Source organism: Enterococcus sp. C65, assembly GCF_040887165.1.
Classification (GTDB): domain Bacteria; phylum Bacillota; class Bacilli; order Lactobacillales; family Enterococcaceae; genus Enterococcus_B; species Enterococcus_B hirae.
Genome location: NZ_JBFOFG010000010.1, coordinates 13,933 through 31,420, shown reverse-complemented (window position 1 = coordinate 31,420; position 17,488 = coordinate 13,933). Strand labels below are relative to the sequence as shown.

General features: G+C 35.3%; 15 protein-coding genes. 14 read left to right on the top strand and 1 reads right to left on the bottom strand.

Annotated features, from left to right (window positions below; genetic code table 11):
• The first annotated feature begins 9 nt into the window (after positions 1–9).
• The 3 genes from rlmN (at position 10) to AB3I12_RS11370 (ending at position 4,431) form a co-directional block, all read left to right on the top strand.
• Positions 10–1,083, top strand: coding sequence for a 23S rRNA (adenine(2503)-C(2))-methyltransferase RlmN (gene rlmN, locus AB3I12_RS11380; protein WP_063627502.1), 1,074 nt, complete (start codon positions 10–12; stop codon positions 1,081–1,083).
• 784 nt (positions 1,084–1,867) lie between these two features.
• Positions 1,868–2,416, top strand: coding sequence for an aminoglycoside N-acetyltransferase AAC(6')-Ii (gene aac(6') / locus AB3I12_RS11375; RefSeq protein ID WP_063627501.1), 549 nt, complete (start codon positions 1,868–1,870; stop codon positions 2,414–2,416).
• Between the two features lie 350 nt (positions 2,417–2,766).
• Positions 2,767–4,431 (top strand): peptide ABC transporter substrate-binding protein, encoded by a 1,665-nt coding sequence (locus AB3I12_RS11370; RefSeq protein WP_063627500.1) that lies wholly within the window; start codon positions 2,767–2,769, stop codon positions 4,429–4,431.
• Positions 4,432–4,509: 78 nt separating this feature from the next.
• Here AB3I12_RS11370 and AB3I12_RS11365 read toward each other — a convergent pair whose 3' ends face one another.
• Positions 4,510–4,854 (bottom strand): DUF3899 domain-containing protein, encoded by a 345-nt coding sequence (locus AB3I12_RS11365; RefSeq protein ID WP_063627499.1) that lies wholly within the window; start codon positions 4,852–4,854, stop codon positions 4,510–4,512.
• Positions 4,855–4,937: 83 nt separating this feature from the next.
• Between AB3I12_RS11365 and opp3b the strand changes: the two genes are divergently transcribed.
• The 11 genes from opp3b to AB3I12_RS11310 all read left to right on the top strand — a co-directional run bounded on the left by opp3b (position 4,938) and on the right by AB3I12_RS11310 (position 17,478).
• Positions 4,938–5,879: an oligopeptide ABC transporter permease gene (gene opp3b / locus AB3I12_RS11360; RefSeq protein ID WP_063627498.1), complete on the top strand. Its 942-nt coding sequence runs from the start codon at positions 4,938–4,940 to the stop codon at positions 5,877–5,879.
• Positions 5,880–6,923: an ABC transporter permease gene (locus tag AB3I12_RS11355; protein WP_063627497.1), complete on the top strand. Its 1,044-nt coding sequence runs from the start codon at positions 5,880–5,882 to the stop codon at positions 6,921–6,923.
• Positions 6,924–6,928: 5 nt separating this feature from the next.
• A complete protein-coding gene (locus AB3I12_RS11350) occupies positions 6,929–8,005 on the top strand; it encodes an ABC transporter ATP-binding protein (RefSeq protein WP_010720785.1) in 1,077 nt (358 codons plus the stop codon).
• Positions 7,980–8,936 (top strand): ABC transporter ATP-binding protein, encoded by a 957-nt coding sequence (locus AB3I12_RS11345; protein ID WP_010720784.1) that lies wholly within the window; start codon positions 7,980–7,982, stop codon positions 8,934–8,936. Before AB3I12_RS11350 ends, AB3I12_RS11345 begins: the two co-directional genes overlap by 26 nt.
• A 13-nt stretch (positions 8,937–8,949) precedes the next feature.
• Complete coding sequence (locus tag AB3I12_RS11340; protein WP_063627495.1) at positions 8,950–9,957, top strand: RNA-guided endonuclease TnpB family protein; 1,008 nt, start codon at positions 8,950–8,952, stop codon at positions 9,955–9,957.
• 798 nt (positions 9,958–10,755) lie between these two features.
• Positions 10,756–11,229 (top strand): DUF4352 domain-containing protein, encoded by a 474-nt coding sequence (locus AB3I12_RS11335; protein WP_063627494.1) that lies wholly within the window; start codon positions 10,756–10,758, stop codon positions 11,227–11,229.
• A gap of 12 nt (positions 11,230–11,241) precedes the next feature.
• The gene (locus tag AB3I12_RS11330) at positions 11,242–12,528 is read left to right on the top strand and encodes a nucleotide sugar dehydrogenase (RefSeq protein WP_063627493.1); all 1,287 of its coding nucleotides are present in this window, start codon (positions 11,242–11,244) and stop codon (positions 12,526–12,528) included.
• A complete protein-coding gene (locus AB3I12_RS11325; protein WP_063627492.1) occupies positions 12,522–13,718 on the top strand; it encodes a glycosyltransferase family 4 protein in 1,197 nt (398 codons plus the stop codon). The genes AB3I12_RS11330 and AB3I12_RS11325 overlap by 7 nt, the downstream gene beginning before the upstream one ends.
• 1 nt (position 13,719) lies before the next feature.
• Complete coding sequence (locus AB3I12_RS11320; protein ID WP_081248840.1) at positions 13,720–14,949, top strand: glycosyltransferase; 1,230 nt, start codon at positions 13,720–13,722, stop codon at positions 14,947–14,949.
• 11 nt (positions 14,950–14,960) lie between these two features.
• The gene (locus AB3I12_RS11315; RefSeq protein WP_063627491.1) at positions 14,961–15,326 is read left to right on the top strand and encodes a hypothetical protein; all 366 of its coding nucleotides are present in this window, start codon (positions 14,961–14,963) and stop codon (positions 15,324–15,326) included.
• Positions 15,327–15,333: 7 nt separating this feature from the next.
• Positions 15,334–17,478 carry a glycosyltransferase gene (locus AB3I12_RS11310; protein WP_063627490.1) on the top strand — a complete coding sequence of 715 codons (2,145 nt, stop codon included), beginning with the start codon at positions 15,334–15,336 and terminating at the stop codon, positions 17,476–17,478.
• The last annotated feature ends 10 nt before the right edge of the window (positions 17,479–17,488 follow it).

Sequence of the window (17,488 nt, the reverse complement as noted above, 5' to 3'; positions counted from 1 at the left end):
GAAACGATCTTGGAAAAACAATCCATTTATGGTTTAACAATCGACGAATTAACCAATTGGTTTTTAGAAAACGGTGAAAAAAAATTCCGTGCTGCCCAAGTTTGGGAATGGCTTTATCAAAAGCGTGTCAAAGACTTCTCCGAAATGACAAACTTGTCAAAAAACTTGATAACAAAGTTAACGGATCAGTTTGTGATCAATCCGTTAAAACAAATAGTGGTCCAAGAAGCAGCGGATGGCACAGTCAAATATCTATTTGAATTACCAGATAAAAATATGATCGAAACAGTCTTGATGAGACAAGAATATGGATTATCTGTATGTGTGACGACACAAGTTGGCTGTAATATTGGTTGTACTTTCTGTGCAAGTGGGCTGTTAAAAAAGAATCGAGATTTGACAGCTGGAGAAATCGTGGCACAGATCATGATGGTTCAACACTATTTTGATGAACGACAAGAAGGAGAAAGAGTGTCCCATGTGGTTGTGATGGGCATTGGCGAACCGTTCGACAATTATGATAATGTCATGAACTTCTTACACATCATCAATGATGCCAAAGGGTTGGCAATTGGCGCACGACACATTACTGTTTCAACGAGTGGTTTGGCAAATAAGATCAAAGAATTTGCTGATAATGGGTTGCAAGTCAATTTAGCGATCTCATTACATGCACCAAATAACGAGATTCGGACCTCCATCATGCGGATCAATCGGAGTTTCCCAATTGAGAAATTGATGGCTGCAGTAGATGAATATCTTGAAAAAACCAATCGACGAATCACGTTTGAATACATCATGTTGAATCAAGTCAATGATCGTCCGGAGCATGCACAACAATTAGCGGATCTACTAAAAGACAAAAAGAAATTAACGTATGTGAATTTGATCCCTTATAATCCAGTCAGTGAACATGACCAATACTCTCGAAGTCCTAAAGCAGATGTGCTGAAATTTTATGATGTATTGAAAAAGAATGGCATCAATTGCGTGATCCGTAAAGAACACGGTACGGATATCGACGCTGCGTGTGGTCAATTACGGAGTAAGCAAATGAAAAAAGAAAAAGCAACGACTAAATAGCATTAGTTAACATCCAGTCCAGCATCCATGGAGAAGAAATAATAAAGACGACAAAGCACAAGGCTTTGTCGTCTTTTGCTGAGTTTTCTTAGAATCTCAATTTACTGTTTGTTCTTGCGGTTCACCCCAATGTCATACAATATCCATGAGAGAACCAAACAGAATCATCCATATAGAAAATTTTTTCGTCACATTCAAGACAGCAAGACTTGAGATGAGTGACAATGATAAAAATAGAAACAGTTTCCGACCCCTCATAAGACTTCTCCATTCTTTAGTAATTCTGATACGTTTAATCATTGAATCCTTTTTCTATGCAAGTGAGGGGATGAATGGAAACAATGTTCCTAAGCTGTCCCATTCGTTATAGTGAATCATTGTATGATTGTTTGTAAAGGGGTGTTATTGATCCTAATAATAATACTATTTATTTAGCCATGGATTAAAAAGTTATTTGTTAACAATTGGAGTCTATTAGTAAAATAATGATTTTTATAAGAAATAATATTTCATCAATTTATTCTTGACATGGCAGTTAGCACAGCTGTTTCAAAAAATTCTTTCTTATTGTCATCGGAGCTACCACTTCTTTCACGACCTTACCCACGGCGTTCAAGAAGCAACTCCTCAGCAATAAGCGATGATTTTTTAAAATATGAGAAGCTATTAAAAAAAATCCTCTCTTATTTGCTCGGAGTTATCCGCTTCTTTCACGACCTTAAGCATAAACTTTTCTTTTTTCTTTCTAATACTGCTAAAATAGGCAGAAAAGGGAGGGATAGCGATGATTATCAGTGAGTTTGATCGTGAGAATATTGTTTTGCGAGATCAGCTTGCAGATCTTTTAAGATTGACTTGGCCTGATGAGTATGGGAAAGAGCCGATGAAAGAAGTCGAACAATTGATGGCTCCAGAACGGATTGCTGTATCGGCGATTGAAGGGGAGGAATTGGTTGGCTTTGTTGGAGCGATCCCTCAGTATGGCCAAACAGGGTGGGAGTTACATCCTTTGGTAGTAGCAAGCGCACATCGCAAACAACAAATCGGGACACGATTGGTTTCCTACCTAGAAAAAGAAGTCGCTTCATATGGCGGCTTAGTTATCTATCTAGGGACAGATGATGTTGAAGGACAAACCAATTTAGTTGCAACGGATTTATTTGAAGATACCTTTTCAAAGTTACAAGAAATCAAAAATATCAATCATCATCCCTATACATTTTATGAGAAACTTGACTATCAGATCATCGGTGTGATTCCAGATGCAAATGGGTGGAACCAGCCTGATATTTGGTTAGCAAAACGAGTGGCCAAAAGGGAGCCAACGGAATAAATTAAGGCACTAATAGTAGAGAAATGAACGATCTATTTTGTTCTCTAGTATTAGTGTTTTTTTGTTAGAACAAAAAATTATAATCTTTTTATGAGCTAAATCCGAACATTATAGCTGTTTTTACGATTTATTTTTTTTGATGAAAATTATTTTATTTTTTTATCTAATAGAAATAAAACCTCATAAATAAGTGTATTTTCAGAAAAGAACAATAAATATTTCACTATAATGGCATTATTTAAAAAAAACCGAAAAAAAAAGTATTGCTTTTTTAATAATTATTCATTAAACTCTTAAACAACTCAGAAAAAAATAATTATTCTGAAAATTTCGACAAAGGGGTACGGGAAATGAAAAAGAAATGGGCATTTAGTGTTGTAGCCTTGAGTGGGCTGGTACTTGCAGGCTGTTATGGCGGAAGTGCAAATACAAAAAGTAGTAATTCAGCGAGTGGCAACTCTACAGATGGAGGCGGAGTATTCAATTTAGTCGTACCTCAAGAAATGCCAACAGCAGATTTATCTTTAGCAACGGATACAATTAGTTTCACTGCATTAAATAATGTGTATGAGGGAATCTATCGCTTAGATAAGGATAGTAAACCACAACCAGCGGGAGCGAGTGAACTGGCAGAAGTTAGTGAAGATGGATTGACTTACAAGATCAAATTGCGTGAAGACGCTAAATGGTCCAATGGTGATCCAGTAGTTGCGGCTGATTATGTTTATGGTTGGCAACGTACAGTGGATACTGCAACAGCTTCTGAATATGCGTATCTTTTTGCTCCAGTAGCGAATGCAGAAGAAATCACAGCAGGCAAAAAAGATAAATCAGAATTAGGAATCAAAGCAGTAGGCGATCATGAATTAGAAATTACATTGACGAAACAAACGCCATACTTCCAATATTTACTTGCTTTCCCATCATTCTTCCCGCAAAAACAATCAGTAGTGGAAGAAAACGGTAATGCTTATGCTTCAGCAAGTGATAAAGCAGTATACAATGGACCATTTACTTTAACAGATTTTGACGGTCCAGGGACAGACACTGAATGGTCATACAAGAAAAATGATAACTATTGGGATAAAGATGCAGTGAAGTTATCTGAAATCAAAGTTAGTGTGGTGAAAGAATCTTCTACAGCGTTGAATCTCTTTAAAGACGGTCAAGCAGATGACGTAATCCTTTCAGGGGAACTCGCTCAACAAAATGCGAATGATCCAGCATATACGTCAGTCAAAGAAGCACGCACGAGCTATATTGAGTTGAACCAACGTGAAGCTGATTCACCATTTAAAAATGTCAACTTAAGAAAAGCTATTTCATACTCAATCAATCGTGATGCGTTAGTGAAACAAGTTCTAGGAGATGGCTCGGTTGTGTCGACTGGCTTGATCCCAGCGGATATGTCTAAAAATCCAGAAACAAATGAAGATTTTGCGAAAGAAGCAGGCAAACTTGTTTCTTACGATAAAGATAAAGCAAAAGAATATTGGGAAAAAGCGAAAAAAGAACTTGGAATTGATTCTCTTGAATTCAATTTGATGGCTTCAGATGATGATGCATCGAAAAAAGTGATCGAGTATATCCAAAACTCAATCCAAGAAAATTTAGATGGCGTAAAAGTTAAACCAACACCAGTCCCATTCTCTGTTCGTTTAGACCGTTCATCTTCAGGTGATTTTGATACTGTATTAGGCGGTTGGGCAGCGGACTATGCTGATCCAAGCAGCTTTACGGACCTATTTGTTGCAAGTAACTCTTATAATCGTGGACAATGGAGTAATGCGGACTACGACAAAGTAGTAGCTGACTCAGGGAATAAAGATGCGGGCGATGAGCAAGCACGTTGGGCGGATCTACAAGAAGCAACTAAAATCATGGCAGATGATATGGGTGTGATCCCAGTTTACCAAAAAGCTGAAGGACACTTAGTCAATGAAAAAATCAAAGGAATTGTCCATCACGCTGCAGGAGCTTCATGGGATTACAAGTGGACTTATGTAGAAGAATAGGCAACCATTAAGACAAAAAAGCGGACTAGAGATTAAGGCAGTTGTCTTAATCTCTCTCCACTTTTTAAAGGTTACGTATCATAGAAACGAAAAAATCACCAGCACGATAGAAAGAGCAAGCAAGATTCCGGCAATGATCAGCCAAAAGGTATACATACCATAGCTGGCAGACGAGAATGAAGAAAATTCTGGTTTTTTCTTGCGGTTTCTTGTTCGGGCTAAATAGATCGATCGTTGAAAATGATCAAAGAAACCCGAGGAAAAAACCCATAAAAATCCGCCGATAATCAAAAACGGCATCGCACATAAAAATAAATCATTTGATAATTGAGTGAGTGTTAGTTGATGATTCAAACTATTTTTTACAATAATCAGGAGAATCAAGACACCAGCAATCAGGTAGGGAAGAGACTTCTTTTTCATCAGTTTGCTCCTTTATCTTTGGTTCATTCATTAATAATGTAGCGAAACATTTGTCAGAAGTCAAAAGCTAGGGGGAAACATTTGTGAATAGTTATCTAAAATATGTATTGAAACGTGTCTTCTTTATGGCCATTACACTTTGGTTGATTGCCACAATCACGTTCTTCTTAATGCAATTATTACCAGGAACACCTTATACCAACCAAGAGCGCTTGAGTCCTGAAACGATCGCTATGTTGAATCAACAAGTTGGACTGGATAAACCTGTGATCGTCCAATATGGTATTTACTTGTCAAATTTACTTCAAGGAGATTTTGGTATCTCTTTCCAATTCAAAAATCAGCCTGTTGCTCATTTATTAGCTGGTAGAGTAGGTCCTTCATTACAACTAGGACTACAAGCGATTATCTTTGGAACAGTGATCGGTACGATCTTAGGAGCGATTTCAGCAATGAAGCAAAACACTTGGGCAGATACTTCTTCCACGTTGGTTGCTATTTTGGGGCGCTCGATCCCTAACTTTGTTTTTGCAGTCTTATTGCAATACATTTTTGCGATCCGCTTGCATGTACTGCCAATTGCTAAATGGGACGGCTTCATTTATACGATCCTTCCAACCATTGCATTGGCTATGTCACCTTTAGCCGATTCAGCTCGTTTTATCCGAACAGAAATGGTCGAAGTATTACACAGCGATTATGTGGAATTAGCGAGAGCTAAAGGATTAAGCCGTTGGGAGATCGCCTTTAAACATGGTCTTCGTAATAGTTTGATCCCGTTAATGACATTGTTAGGACCGTTAGCAGTTGCTTTGATGACTGGTTCGTTAGTAGTCGAAAACATTTTTGCCATCCCTGGTATTGGTGAGCAATTTGTTAAATCGATCACGACGAATGATTATCCAACGATCATGGCAGTAACGATCCTTTACTCATTTATGTTGATCTTTGTGATTTTAGTCGTTGACCTGCTGTATGGTTTAGTTGATCCAAGAATCCGTGTTTCAGAAGGGAGTCGAAGCTAGATGGAACTGATACCAAAACGTTATGAAACAATAGCAGATATTCCTGCAGATAAATTTCTTCCGCTACAAAAAAACACTGAAGAAGAACGAGAACAAATTGCAGCTCCATCGCTAAATTTCATTCAAGATTCTTGGCGACGTTTAAAGAAAAACAAAGCTGCAGTCGTTTCGATGATTTTACTATCAATGATCATTTTGATCTCGATCGTTACGATCTTTGTTTCGCCACACAACCCAACAGCACAAAATATTGATTACATTAATCTACCCCCACGTATTCCAGGGTTAAATATCGATGGATTGAATGGAAAAGCGATGGTTGGTGGTGAGTTAGTCGATAAATATGCTCAAGCAAATGTTCCAGCAAATGTGAATTTCTTTTTAGGAACGGATGGTCTAGGACGTGATGTATTAAGTCGGCTATTCATGGGAACACGAATTTCCTTACTGATCGCTTTTATTGCTGCATTATTAGATGTTACGATCGGTGTTGCTTATGGGCTGATTTCTGGTCTGCTAGGCGGACGAATCGACAACGGGATGCAACGTTTCTTAGAAATCTTATCTGGGATTCCTAATCTGGTAGTCATGATTTTAATGTTGGTTGTTTTTGAACCAGGTATTTTTTCCATCGTGGCAGCAATGGCGATCACGAACTGGATTCCGATGGCTCGTATCGTTCGAGCACAAACCCTGAAACTGAAAGATCAAGAATATGTGTTAGCTGGGATGACATTAGGTGAATCGAAATTGAAAATTGCGTTCAAACACATTTTACCGAACATTTCCAGTGTAATCATTATTCAAATGATGTTTAGTATTCCATCGGCAATTTTCTTTGAAGCCTTTTTAAGTTTCATTGGTTTGGGGCTAACGCCACCATCTGCTTCATTGGGAACAATGCTGAGTGATGGCTATAAAACTTTCTTGTACCTGCCATATCTATTATGGATCCCTGCGGCAACGTTGTCTGTTATCATGATCGGCTTCAATTTACTAGCTGACGGATTACGTGATGCCTTTGACCCTAAAATGAAAGAGTGAGGAATATGACAAAAGTTCTTGAAGTTAAAAATTTGCAAATCTCATTTGATACGTACGCCGGGAAAGTCCGAGCGATCCGTGGTGTCAATTTTCATTTAAACAAAGGCGAGACTCTAGCAATTGTTGGAGAATCTGGTAGTGGGAAATCAGTCACTACCAGAAGTATCATGAGATTGTTATCAAGTAATGCTACGATCGATTCGGGCGAGATTTTATTCAAAGGAAAAAACATTGTCGATCAATCAGAAAAAGCCATGCAAAAAATTCGTGGGAAAGAAATCGCAATGATTTTCCAAGATCCAATGACTTCTCTCGATCCTACAATGACGATTGGTAAACAAGTGGCGGAATCCTTACGAAAACACAATAAAGTTTCGAAAAAAGAAGGACAAAAAGCAGCATTGGAATTACTAAACTTAGTCGGGATTCCTGAGGCTGAAAAACGGATCAACAGTTATCCTCACCAATTTTCAGGAGGACAACGGCAACGGATCGTTATTGCGATTGCGTTGATCTGTTACCCGGAGATCTTGATCGCTGATGAACCAACAACTGCATTAGATGTTACGATTCAAGCCCAGATTTTAGAACTGCTAAAAGAAATCCAAACGAAAATCGATACCTCGATTATCTTTATCACACATGACTTAGGTGTAGTAGCAAATGTAGCGGATCGGGTAGCGGTAATGTATGGCGGAAAGATCATTGAAGTCGGTACCTCGGAAGAAATTTTTTATCATCCGCAACATCCTTACACTTGGGGCTTGTTAGGTTCGATGCCGACATTAGATAGTGCGAATGAACGACTTTATGCAATCCCAGGTTCACCACCTGATTTATTGAATCCACCTAAAGGCGATGCCTTTTATCCACGGAATGAATATGCCTTGCAGATTGATGCAGAAGAAGAACCACCATTTTTTGAATTATCAAAAACACATCAAGCAGCAACCTGGCTTTTAGCACCTCAAGCACCAAAAGTAGAACCACCTGAAGAAATCAAACGTCGGTGGGCGATTTTTGAAGAAAAGCAAAAAGCGAATGGAGGGATGACGAATGCCAAAAAAACTGCTAGAGGTTAATGGTCTAAAACAATATTTCAATATTGGAAAGAAAAATGAAGTTCACGCGGTCAATGATATTAGCTTTCATATTTATGAAGGGGAAACCTTTGGCTTAGTTGGTGAATCAGGTAGTGGTAAATCAACCACTGGGCGGACAGTCATTCGCTTAAATGAACCGACTGATGGCGAGATTTTCTTTGACGGAAAAGATGTCACCAAGCTAAAAGGGAAACAAGAAATGGCTAAGTTCCGTCGTGAGGTTCAGATGATCTTCCAAGACCCTTATGCATCATTGAATCCCCGAATGAAAGTTCGTGATATCATTGCAGAAGGAATCGATGTCAATGGATTGGTCAAGTCTCCTGAAGAACGTTCAGAAAAAGTGGATGAGCTTCTTCGAACGGTAGGATTGAATCCAAGCCATGGTACACGTTATCCTCATGAGTTTTCAGGTGGGCAACGGCAACGGATCGGTATCGCTCGTGCCTTAGCAGTTAACCCACGTTTTATTATTTGTGATGAGCCGATTTCAGCTTTAGACGTATCGATTCAAGCGCAAGTAGTCAATTTATTACAAGATCTGCAAAAACAACAGCAACTAACGTACTTATTCATTGCTCATGATTTATCTATGGTTAAACATATCAGTGATCGGATCGGTGTCATGCACAACGGCCGTTTATTGGAAATGGGAACAAGTGATGAGATATACCACCATGGCGTTCATCCTTATACGGAAAGTTTATTATCTGCAATTCCACTACCAGATCCCGACCATGAAAGACAGCGGAAAAGAATCAAGTATCAACCAGAACCAGAAGATGGGCAAAAACGGACATTAAGAGAAATTGCCCCAGAGCATTTTGTCTATGCGACAGAGCAAGAAGTGGCTTATTACGCAAAAAAATTGAAACGGCAAAAAGAAGCGAGCTTACTTGTGACATCTTAGGAGGTAAGTGTTGATGCTAAAAGCCTTTAAATTCCGAATTTATCCTACGGCTTCACAAAAGCAATGGTTTGTTAAAAATTTTGGCTGTGTTCGTTTTACGTATAACCACTTACTAAAAGCCCGTCAGGAAAGCTACGCTAAAACAGGTGTCATCGATTATACACTGACTCCTGCTTCTTTAAAAAAGCAATATGAGTTTTTAAAAAAAGCAGACAGCTTAGCGCTTGCGAATGCACAATTAAATCTAGATCGTGCGTTTCGTAATTATTTTAAAAAACGTGCCAGTTTTCCAAAATTGAAAAACAAAAAAAGTATGTGGCAGTCTTATACAACAAATAATCAAAAAGGCACAATTTATTTGAAAGATAAGTATCTAAAACTGCCAAAACAGAAAGAACTCATTCAGGTAAACCTCCATCGACCAATCGAAGGAGAGGTTCGTTCAGCGACGATCTCCTCACGTTATAATGAAGCTTTTTATGTTTCTTTACTCTGTGAGGTTTCAGCGAAAGAAATAACAGAGTCTCGTCGTTGGATCGGTGTGGCTTATGATCCGCAAAAACTAATTGAGACATCCTCCCCAGTTGATGTACCATTACCATTGTTGAAAAAAACTGAAAAAGAAATGCAGCTGGCCAAGAGAAAATTAGGGATTAAGGGACGGGCGGCTCAGAAACGAAAAGCTCGTTTGGAACGATCGAAGAACTATCAAAAACAAAAACGTAAAGTAATGGATCTTTATTTAAAACAAAAATTTCAAAAGGAAAATTATTTGGAACAGTTATCTGGCAAATTGATTCGTTATTATGACTATTTGTTTGTAGAAGCTGTCCCTAATGAAACTTTCTTGTCAGACTTCTCACTTCAAGATTGGTATAAATTAGTGACTAAGTTGAGGTATAAAGCAAACTGGTATAATAAAACGTTGATTTTGATCAATATGAATGAGCAAACCGATCCTTTAGTGATTAAAAAAAGTTTAGAACTAGAAAAAATCGGGAAACAAGTGATTTTTGAATAAATGAACTGGTAGGAGCGCTAGGGATCGCCTTGTTGATAAAAAACACTTGCTGTTTTTGTTTCTAGGAATTTTCTTTTATAAGAAAAGGCTCACTAATTATGATAAACCAAAAAAGGGTTGTAACAAAAATGTTGCACCGAAAGAAATAAGAAGAGGATTGGACAAAGGAGTTACTTTTGTTTCTACCGCTTATCCGTGTTTAGATTGAGAGGAGCTGTAACATAAGTTTCTTACAAAAGCCTATAAAATGTCGAAATTTCGTTCATTTTATGGGCTTTTTTGGGAAAAATAAAAGAAGTATGGGTGACCGTCTATACTTCTAGCTTAATCCTGAAAGGGTAAACAAAATGTATCCCAACTATAACCTGGATCAACTCACATTGGACGTAAGTACCGCATTTGAACCAAAAGCAAATCATGTGGCTCTTTTCATTAACTAGTTAGTGGAGACTCTTCAAATCAATTAACCTTACCTTTTGGAAGACCAAAAGAGTATGATTTGAGTGTCATGATGAAATTGACCAAAGTATCCACCTGAAATTCTCTATATCAAAAAAAACAAGAAACTCTCGGAAAACTGTATTGCTTTCCGAGAGTTTCTTGTTTTAGTGGAACTGAGAAAATTTATTTATGACACAGCTGCTCTCACTTTTTTTGATGTATTTGTTGAAAATTAGTAAAAAAGTAGGAGTTTAGATTATCATTTTTTTTTTTAATTCTTTAATTTTGAATAAGTAGTTTTTTGTGGATGTATTAGAATTCCAGTGTAAGTTAAAAAGAATAACAAGGAGCGGAAATATGAAAAAAAAATTATGCTATCTTTCATTATTGGCTGCACCATTTATTTTAGCGGCTTGTAATGCATCAGAAAGTACATCAGACAGTAAAAATGTATCAATTAATCAAAAGAGTGAAAATAGTTCAGAAGCGTTAGAGAAACAGTTTGCAAACTATTTAGAAATAACACCAGAAAATGTTCGAACGGTATCAGATGGAAGTAACTCTAAGAAAAAAATCTTGATGATTGATATAAAAGCCGTCAACACTTCCGCAGAAACAACTGGAATTGGTGCGTATGACTTTTTATTGAAGAGTAAGGACAAAGAGTTAACACCGTATGAAAATGCCGAGAATTTTGGATTAGATATTGCATCTAAAAAAGAAGCAACTGGTGTATTAAGTTTTCAAGTTGATAGTAACGAGAAAGAGTTTACTTTGAGTTACAAACCGCACGACAAAGAATTGGCATCTTGGAAACTAAATGTAAAGTAGGAGGAGTATAGTATGAAAATCGTAGTAGTTGGTTTAGGGTATATCGGTTTGCCGACAGCTCTGATGTTTTCAAAGTATGGCCAAAAAGTTGTAGGAGTAGATGTAAACAAACAAGTGATTGAGTCTTTAAATAATGGAAAAGTTCATATTGAAGAACCTCACATCCAAGAAACTTTAAATGAAGTCATTGAAAATGGCAATTTTCAAGCAAAATTTGAACCAGAAGAAGCGGATGTTTTTATCGTTTCAGTTCCTACACCAAACTTAGATGATCTACACAAATCTTGTGATCTAAGTTATGTCAAACAAGCAGTAAGCAATATCATTGGTCTTTTGCAACCAGGAAATACTGTAATCGTCGAATCAACGATTCCTCCAAGAACGATGGTTGATGTAGTCAAACCAATGATTGAAGAAGCGGATTTTGTTGTAGGAAAAGATATTTTTCTTGTTCACTGCCCTGAAAGAGTATTGCCTGGCAAAATTATGCATGAATTGATTCATAATAATCGCATCATCGGTGGAGTTACAGAGCAATGTACCGAAAAAGGAGCAGAAGCTTATCGTACCTTTGTAAAAGGAGAATTGATCCGAACCAATACACAAAATGCGGAAATGTCTAAATTGATGGAAAATACTTTTCGTGATGTAAATATCGCATTAGCGAATGAATTAGTTCAAGTTTCATTAGATTTAGGAGTAGATGCGCTAGAAGTAATCCGAATGGCTAATAAACACCCAAGAGTGAATTTACATTTTCCTGGACCTGGTGTAGGAGGTCATTGTTTAGCAGTTGATCCATATTTTGTTATAGCAGCAAATCCTGATAAAGCGAATTTAATTCGAATGGCTAGAAAAATTAATACTGATATGCCAGAATATGTCGTTTATTGGATTGATCAACTCATGGAAAAAATAGGCGGTAAAAAAGTAACTTTATTTGGAGCCACATACAAAGGTAACACGGATGATATGCGAGAGAGTCCATCTGTTGAAATCTACGAGCATCTTCAATCAAAAAATTATGAAGTTTCTTTCTATGATCCTTACGTAGAAGATAAAATTCTGGAAAAAGATATGGTAGAAGCTGTAAATAATGCTGATCTGATTGTCGTATTAACGGATCATGATGCCTTTAAACAATTACCTTCAGAAACATTGAATTACATGAATCAACAAATCATTTTTGATACTAAAAATATTGTAGAGAAGTGTGGAGAAGCCCAGTATCTGAATTTTGGAAATTTAGAAAGAGAATACAAAAACATGTCAATAGTTACAGCTGAGGCGACATGTTAAGAGTATTGTTAATTACTCAAAATTTTTCTCCAGAAATCGGAAGCGCGGCAAATCGATTAACTAAATTATATGAAAGTTTATCAAATGAAAGTGAAATTGAAGTATCGGTATTAACTTCTAATCCGCGTTATCCAAATAAAAAAATGTATGAGGAGAATCCAATTTTTAAAAGAAAATTGGATTCTCAAACTCGTATCGAGTGTATTTCTCCATTTTTCAAAAAGTATCATAAAAACTTAGTTTTACGGTTGATCTTTTATTTGGAATTTTTAGTAAAAGGTTATCTTAAGGGGAGAAAACTTGCACAAAATGCTGATGTGGTCGTGGCTACTACACCCAATTTTTTTTCAGGAGTTCTAGGTGTTTTATTGAAAAAGAAGAAATTAATCTTGGATGTTAGAGATCTTTGGCCCAAATCAGTAGAAGGTCTCAAAAAAAACAAGTCAAAGTTTCTTTATAAAGCCATCTACAAAATTGCTTATAAAGCTGAAAAATGGATGTATCAATCAGCTGACCATCTTGTCATCAATAGCGAAGGTTTTTTATCGCATTTGCTTTATTTAGGGATTAACAAAGAAAAGATCACGTTTATACCTAATCCAATTACTTTTGAAGAGTTAGAAAAAGGCTCAAATTATTTAGAAAAGAATAAAGAAATGACGACGACTAAAGTAGTTTATGCAGGAAATGTGGGAAGAGCTCAAGAGATGGGACCATTAATTAAGCTGATAGATGTCTATAAAAATTCTACAGAACATACCTTTACGATCATCCCTTATGGTGTTGACACAGAAGCCTTTATTCAACAAATAAAAAAAATAAATGCCTCGAATGTCCGAATATTAAAGCCTAAACCGAGAGAAATAGTCTTTGATTATTTAGTGAATGCAACGATTGGCTATGTCGGACTTATCGATATAGAAGAGTTCCATGATGTGATTCCAGGAAAAATAATTGATTATTTTGGAAGTGGGACGGCAATTATCGCTAATCTAGAAGGATATTCACAAAAAATTATTGAACAATCAAATGGAGGGGTCACGATGGAAGATAGTTCAACCGTCCATCAGTTAATGGTGAATCGACAGATGCAATATGATCTAGCCAGAAATGGATTGATTTTTGCAAGAGAACATTATTCATGGGAAAAAAACTATCAACAGTTTTTAAAAATAATCAAAGGAATTTAGCATGAAAACAGTACAAATGTATGTATGGAATACTTTTGAAAATGATGCAAGAGTAATGAGAGAGTGTACCGCTCTATCTGAGAACGGATATGATGTTCATTTAGTTTGTTTGATGGATGAGAATGAAAAATTAAAAAAGATTGAACATCCTGTACCTTATTTTACCGTGAGACGATTAAAGCGAGGTAATCTGAAAAAAACGTTATTTAGTCTATATTTTATTTTCTTGTTATTACTATGTATTGGGTGGTTAAAGTTAGCAAGTACTATTTTGTTGATGAGCTTATTATTCCACAATAGAAAATGTTGGGCAATAGTAAATAAGGTCTATCTCATTATGAAAATGACATTGGTGAATCTTTTTCAGACATCTGATATCTATCATGCTAATGACATCAATACCTTGCCTCAAACAATTATAAACGCTAAAATCTTTCGTCGTAAAAAATTAATTTATGATTCACATGAAATACAAATTAGTCGTACAGGTTATAACAGTATCCTTTATTATTTCCTTGAAAAATATTTTCTGAAGTATGTTGATACCTATATTCATGAAAATGATAAAAGGGCACATTTTGTTGAAAAAGTTTATGGTATCAAACCTAAAGTTATCCATAATTATCCTATTTGTTATGACGTAAATCACATAAATAAAGTAAATCTACATGAATTATTAGCAATTGATGAAAGTGAGCCTATCTTACTCTATCAAGGAGGAATACAACAGGATAGAGGATTAGAAAATCTAATTCAGGCTGTTTCTTTATTGGAACAAGGGACACTAGTACTGATAGGTGATGGTAGATTAAAACAGACACTTCTTACATTAACAGAACAACTGAATCTAACAGATCGAGTAAAGTTCCTAGATAAAGTATATATGGACAATTTAAAATGTTATACCGTATCTGCCACGATCGGTTTACAAGTATTGCAAAATACCTGCATGAATCATTATTTGGCTTCTTCAAATAAACTATTCGAATACATTATGGCAGAAGTACCAATTGTCGCTTGTAGTTTTCCAGAGATAGCAAAAGTAGTAGAAGCTTGGGATGTAGGAGAAATTGTGGATTCCCATAACGTTCAGTCTATTCGATTAGGGATTGAAAGGTTGTTAAATAACAATGAACGGCATCAAACATGCAAAATAAATTGTAGAAATGCAAAAATGGTTTATAACTGGGAACAAGAAAAAAACAAATTTTTAAAATTATATGTAAATTAATGGAGGGACTAGTGGAAAACTACGAGAACTTAAAACAATTAACTGAACAACTAAAAAAAGACAATGATCAATTGAAAAATAAACTAGAAAAAGAAGAGTCAATGACAAAGGATTTAAAAAGCATTATTTTGAAGGATTCTGTTGTAAAAGAAGAGGCAGCAAAATTAATTGAAAGTTTGGAACAAGTAGTTAAAAAACAAAAAAAACAAATTGAAGAGTTACAGAGAGTAGATTCAGTGAGTCCTCCTCAGAAACAAGAAAAAGTGACTGTTGTTTCAAATAATAAAAAAAGCTTTAGTTATCGTTCAAAGCAACTATTGAAAAAGAGTCCAACCATAGTGAAACTTTACATGTGGATAAAGAAATCGAGGAGGTAAGGAGAGAATGTCACAATCTCAAAATATGGAATTAAGTAAAATTTTAGCTGATGTTCATACCATAAAATTGCGGTTATTAGAAAAAGTAAATGTGAGTGTATTAGAAAGTGAACAATTGCTGAACCCCACAAAATGGTATTATAAAAATTCCCAAAACAGTGTCTTTTTAGAGAAAGATAGAGGAAAACTGTGTTTTAAAAATACAGAAAAGAAAACAAATTATATTTCCTACTTAGAAAAAAATAACTCTTTTACTATTTTTCCAAGTCAAAAAATTCCTTTTTATCCGAAAGATAAATTTAAAATCAATCTAAAAGTGAATGCGATCAAAGGATCTTTATCTTTGGTTATTATCGAGTATTCAGAGAAGGAAAAAATCCAAACGACTTTTCTTGAAGCAAATAAAGAGCAAGTTTTTCAAGTGCTACCTGAAACAAGAAAGGTGAGGATCGCTTTTCGTATTTTTGGAAATAGTGAAATTGAAATTGAACAATTGAACATTGAAAGAATCCTCAATTTTTTTTCACCCCATGTCGCTGGTCAAAACAAAAAATACATTAAAGATTTAAAAATTGCATGTATTTTAGATGAATTTAGTATGACTTGCTTTGGCGAAGAAGCACAATTGATTTCATTTACACCGCAAACATGGAAACAAATACTTACACAAAATCATCCAGATTTATTGCTCGTTGAATCTGCTTGGCATGGCAACAACCGTACTTGGGAATATAAGATTGGTAAGTATCATGGAGAAGATCGGTCAGAAATCAAAGCACTCCTTCAGTGGTGTAAAGAAAAAGAAATTCCTACTGTTTTCTGGAATAAAGAAGATCCGTTTCATTTTGACAAATTTATTGAAACAGCCAAATTATTTGATTATATTTTTACAACAGATGTTAGTATGATTCCAAAATATGAAAATGTTATGAAGAAGAAAAACGTTTCTTACTTATCATTTGCTGCGCAACCTTCAATCCACAATCCAACGAAGATAATAAAAAGTCGAAAAGAGAAAATTTGTTTTGCAGGAACCTATTATGCGAATCGCCATGAAGAGAGAAAAAAGGATTTAAATGTTTTATTATCTCTTGCACAAGAATATGGACTAGATATTTACGATCGTAACTATTATAGACAGGAACCAGAATTTAAATATCCAAAAGAATATCAAAAAAATATTGTTGGTACATTACATTATTCTGAAATTTTAAATGCTTATAAAGGCTATAAATTTCTCTTAAACGTGAATAGTGTCAAACATTCAGAATCAATGTTTTCTAGACGAGTATTTGAAGGATTAGCATGTGGCACACCGATTATCAGTAACTATTCAAAAGGAATCAAAACATTATTTAAACGAATCGTTACAGCAGGAGAAACAAAAGAAGAGCTCAAGCCTATTCTTACAAAACTGTTTTTTGATGAATATGAATATCGAAAAAATTCGATACAAGGAATAAGAGAAGTATATCAACATCATTTATATGAACATCGAATTCGTAAGATTTTGAGTTATCTTGAGATTGACATATTAGATCAAGATAAAAGTGTGACAATTTGTGGCTTTGCGAAAAGTGAGAAAGAAGTGAAACAGCTAATTGAACTATTCCAAAAACAAAGCTATTCACAAAAACAATTGGTGATTTTTATTTCAAATTATAATGGATTTGAAGATATATTGAATCAGTATAATCAAGAAAATTGTCAAATCATCTTATGGAGTTATATGAATCAATATTACAAACTATCAGATATCTTCTCAAGTGATTACGTTTCATTTGTTTCTTTAAATCATTATTATGGTGAAAACTATTTATTAGATTTAATGATTGCCGAAAAATATTCAAAAGCAGATATCATTGGAAAAGAAAATTATTACGAACGAGAAAAAGATACGGATGTGATAATGGAAAAACAACGAGATGCTGAATACTTATATACAAATAATTTATTTGTATATGCTTCTATTTTTTCAACTACTTTAAAGACAAATGGTTCGATTCAATCTTTTATTGATCAATTAGTCGCAAATCCATTATTAGATTCTTTATTTGAGCAAGGCGTTGTTATGTATAGTTCAGATAAATATAACTTTGTAAAAAATGGAAGACAATTAACGAGTGATGCTGTAAAACGAATCACTATTTAAATGAAAGGGG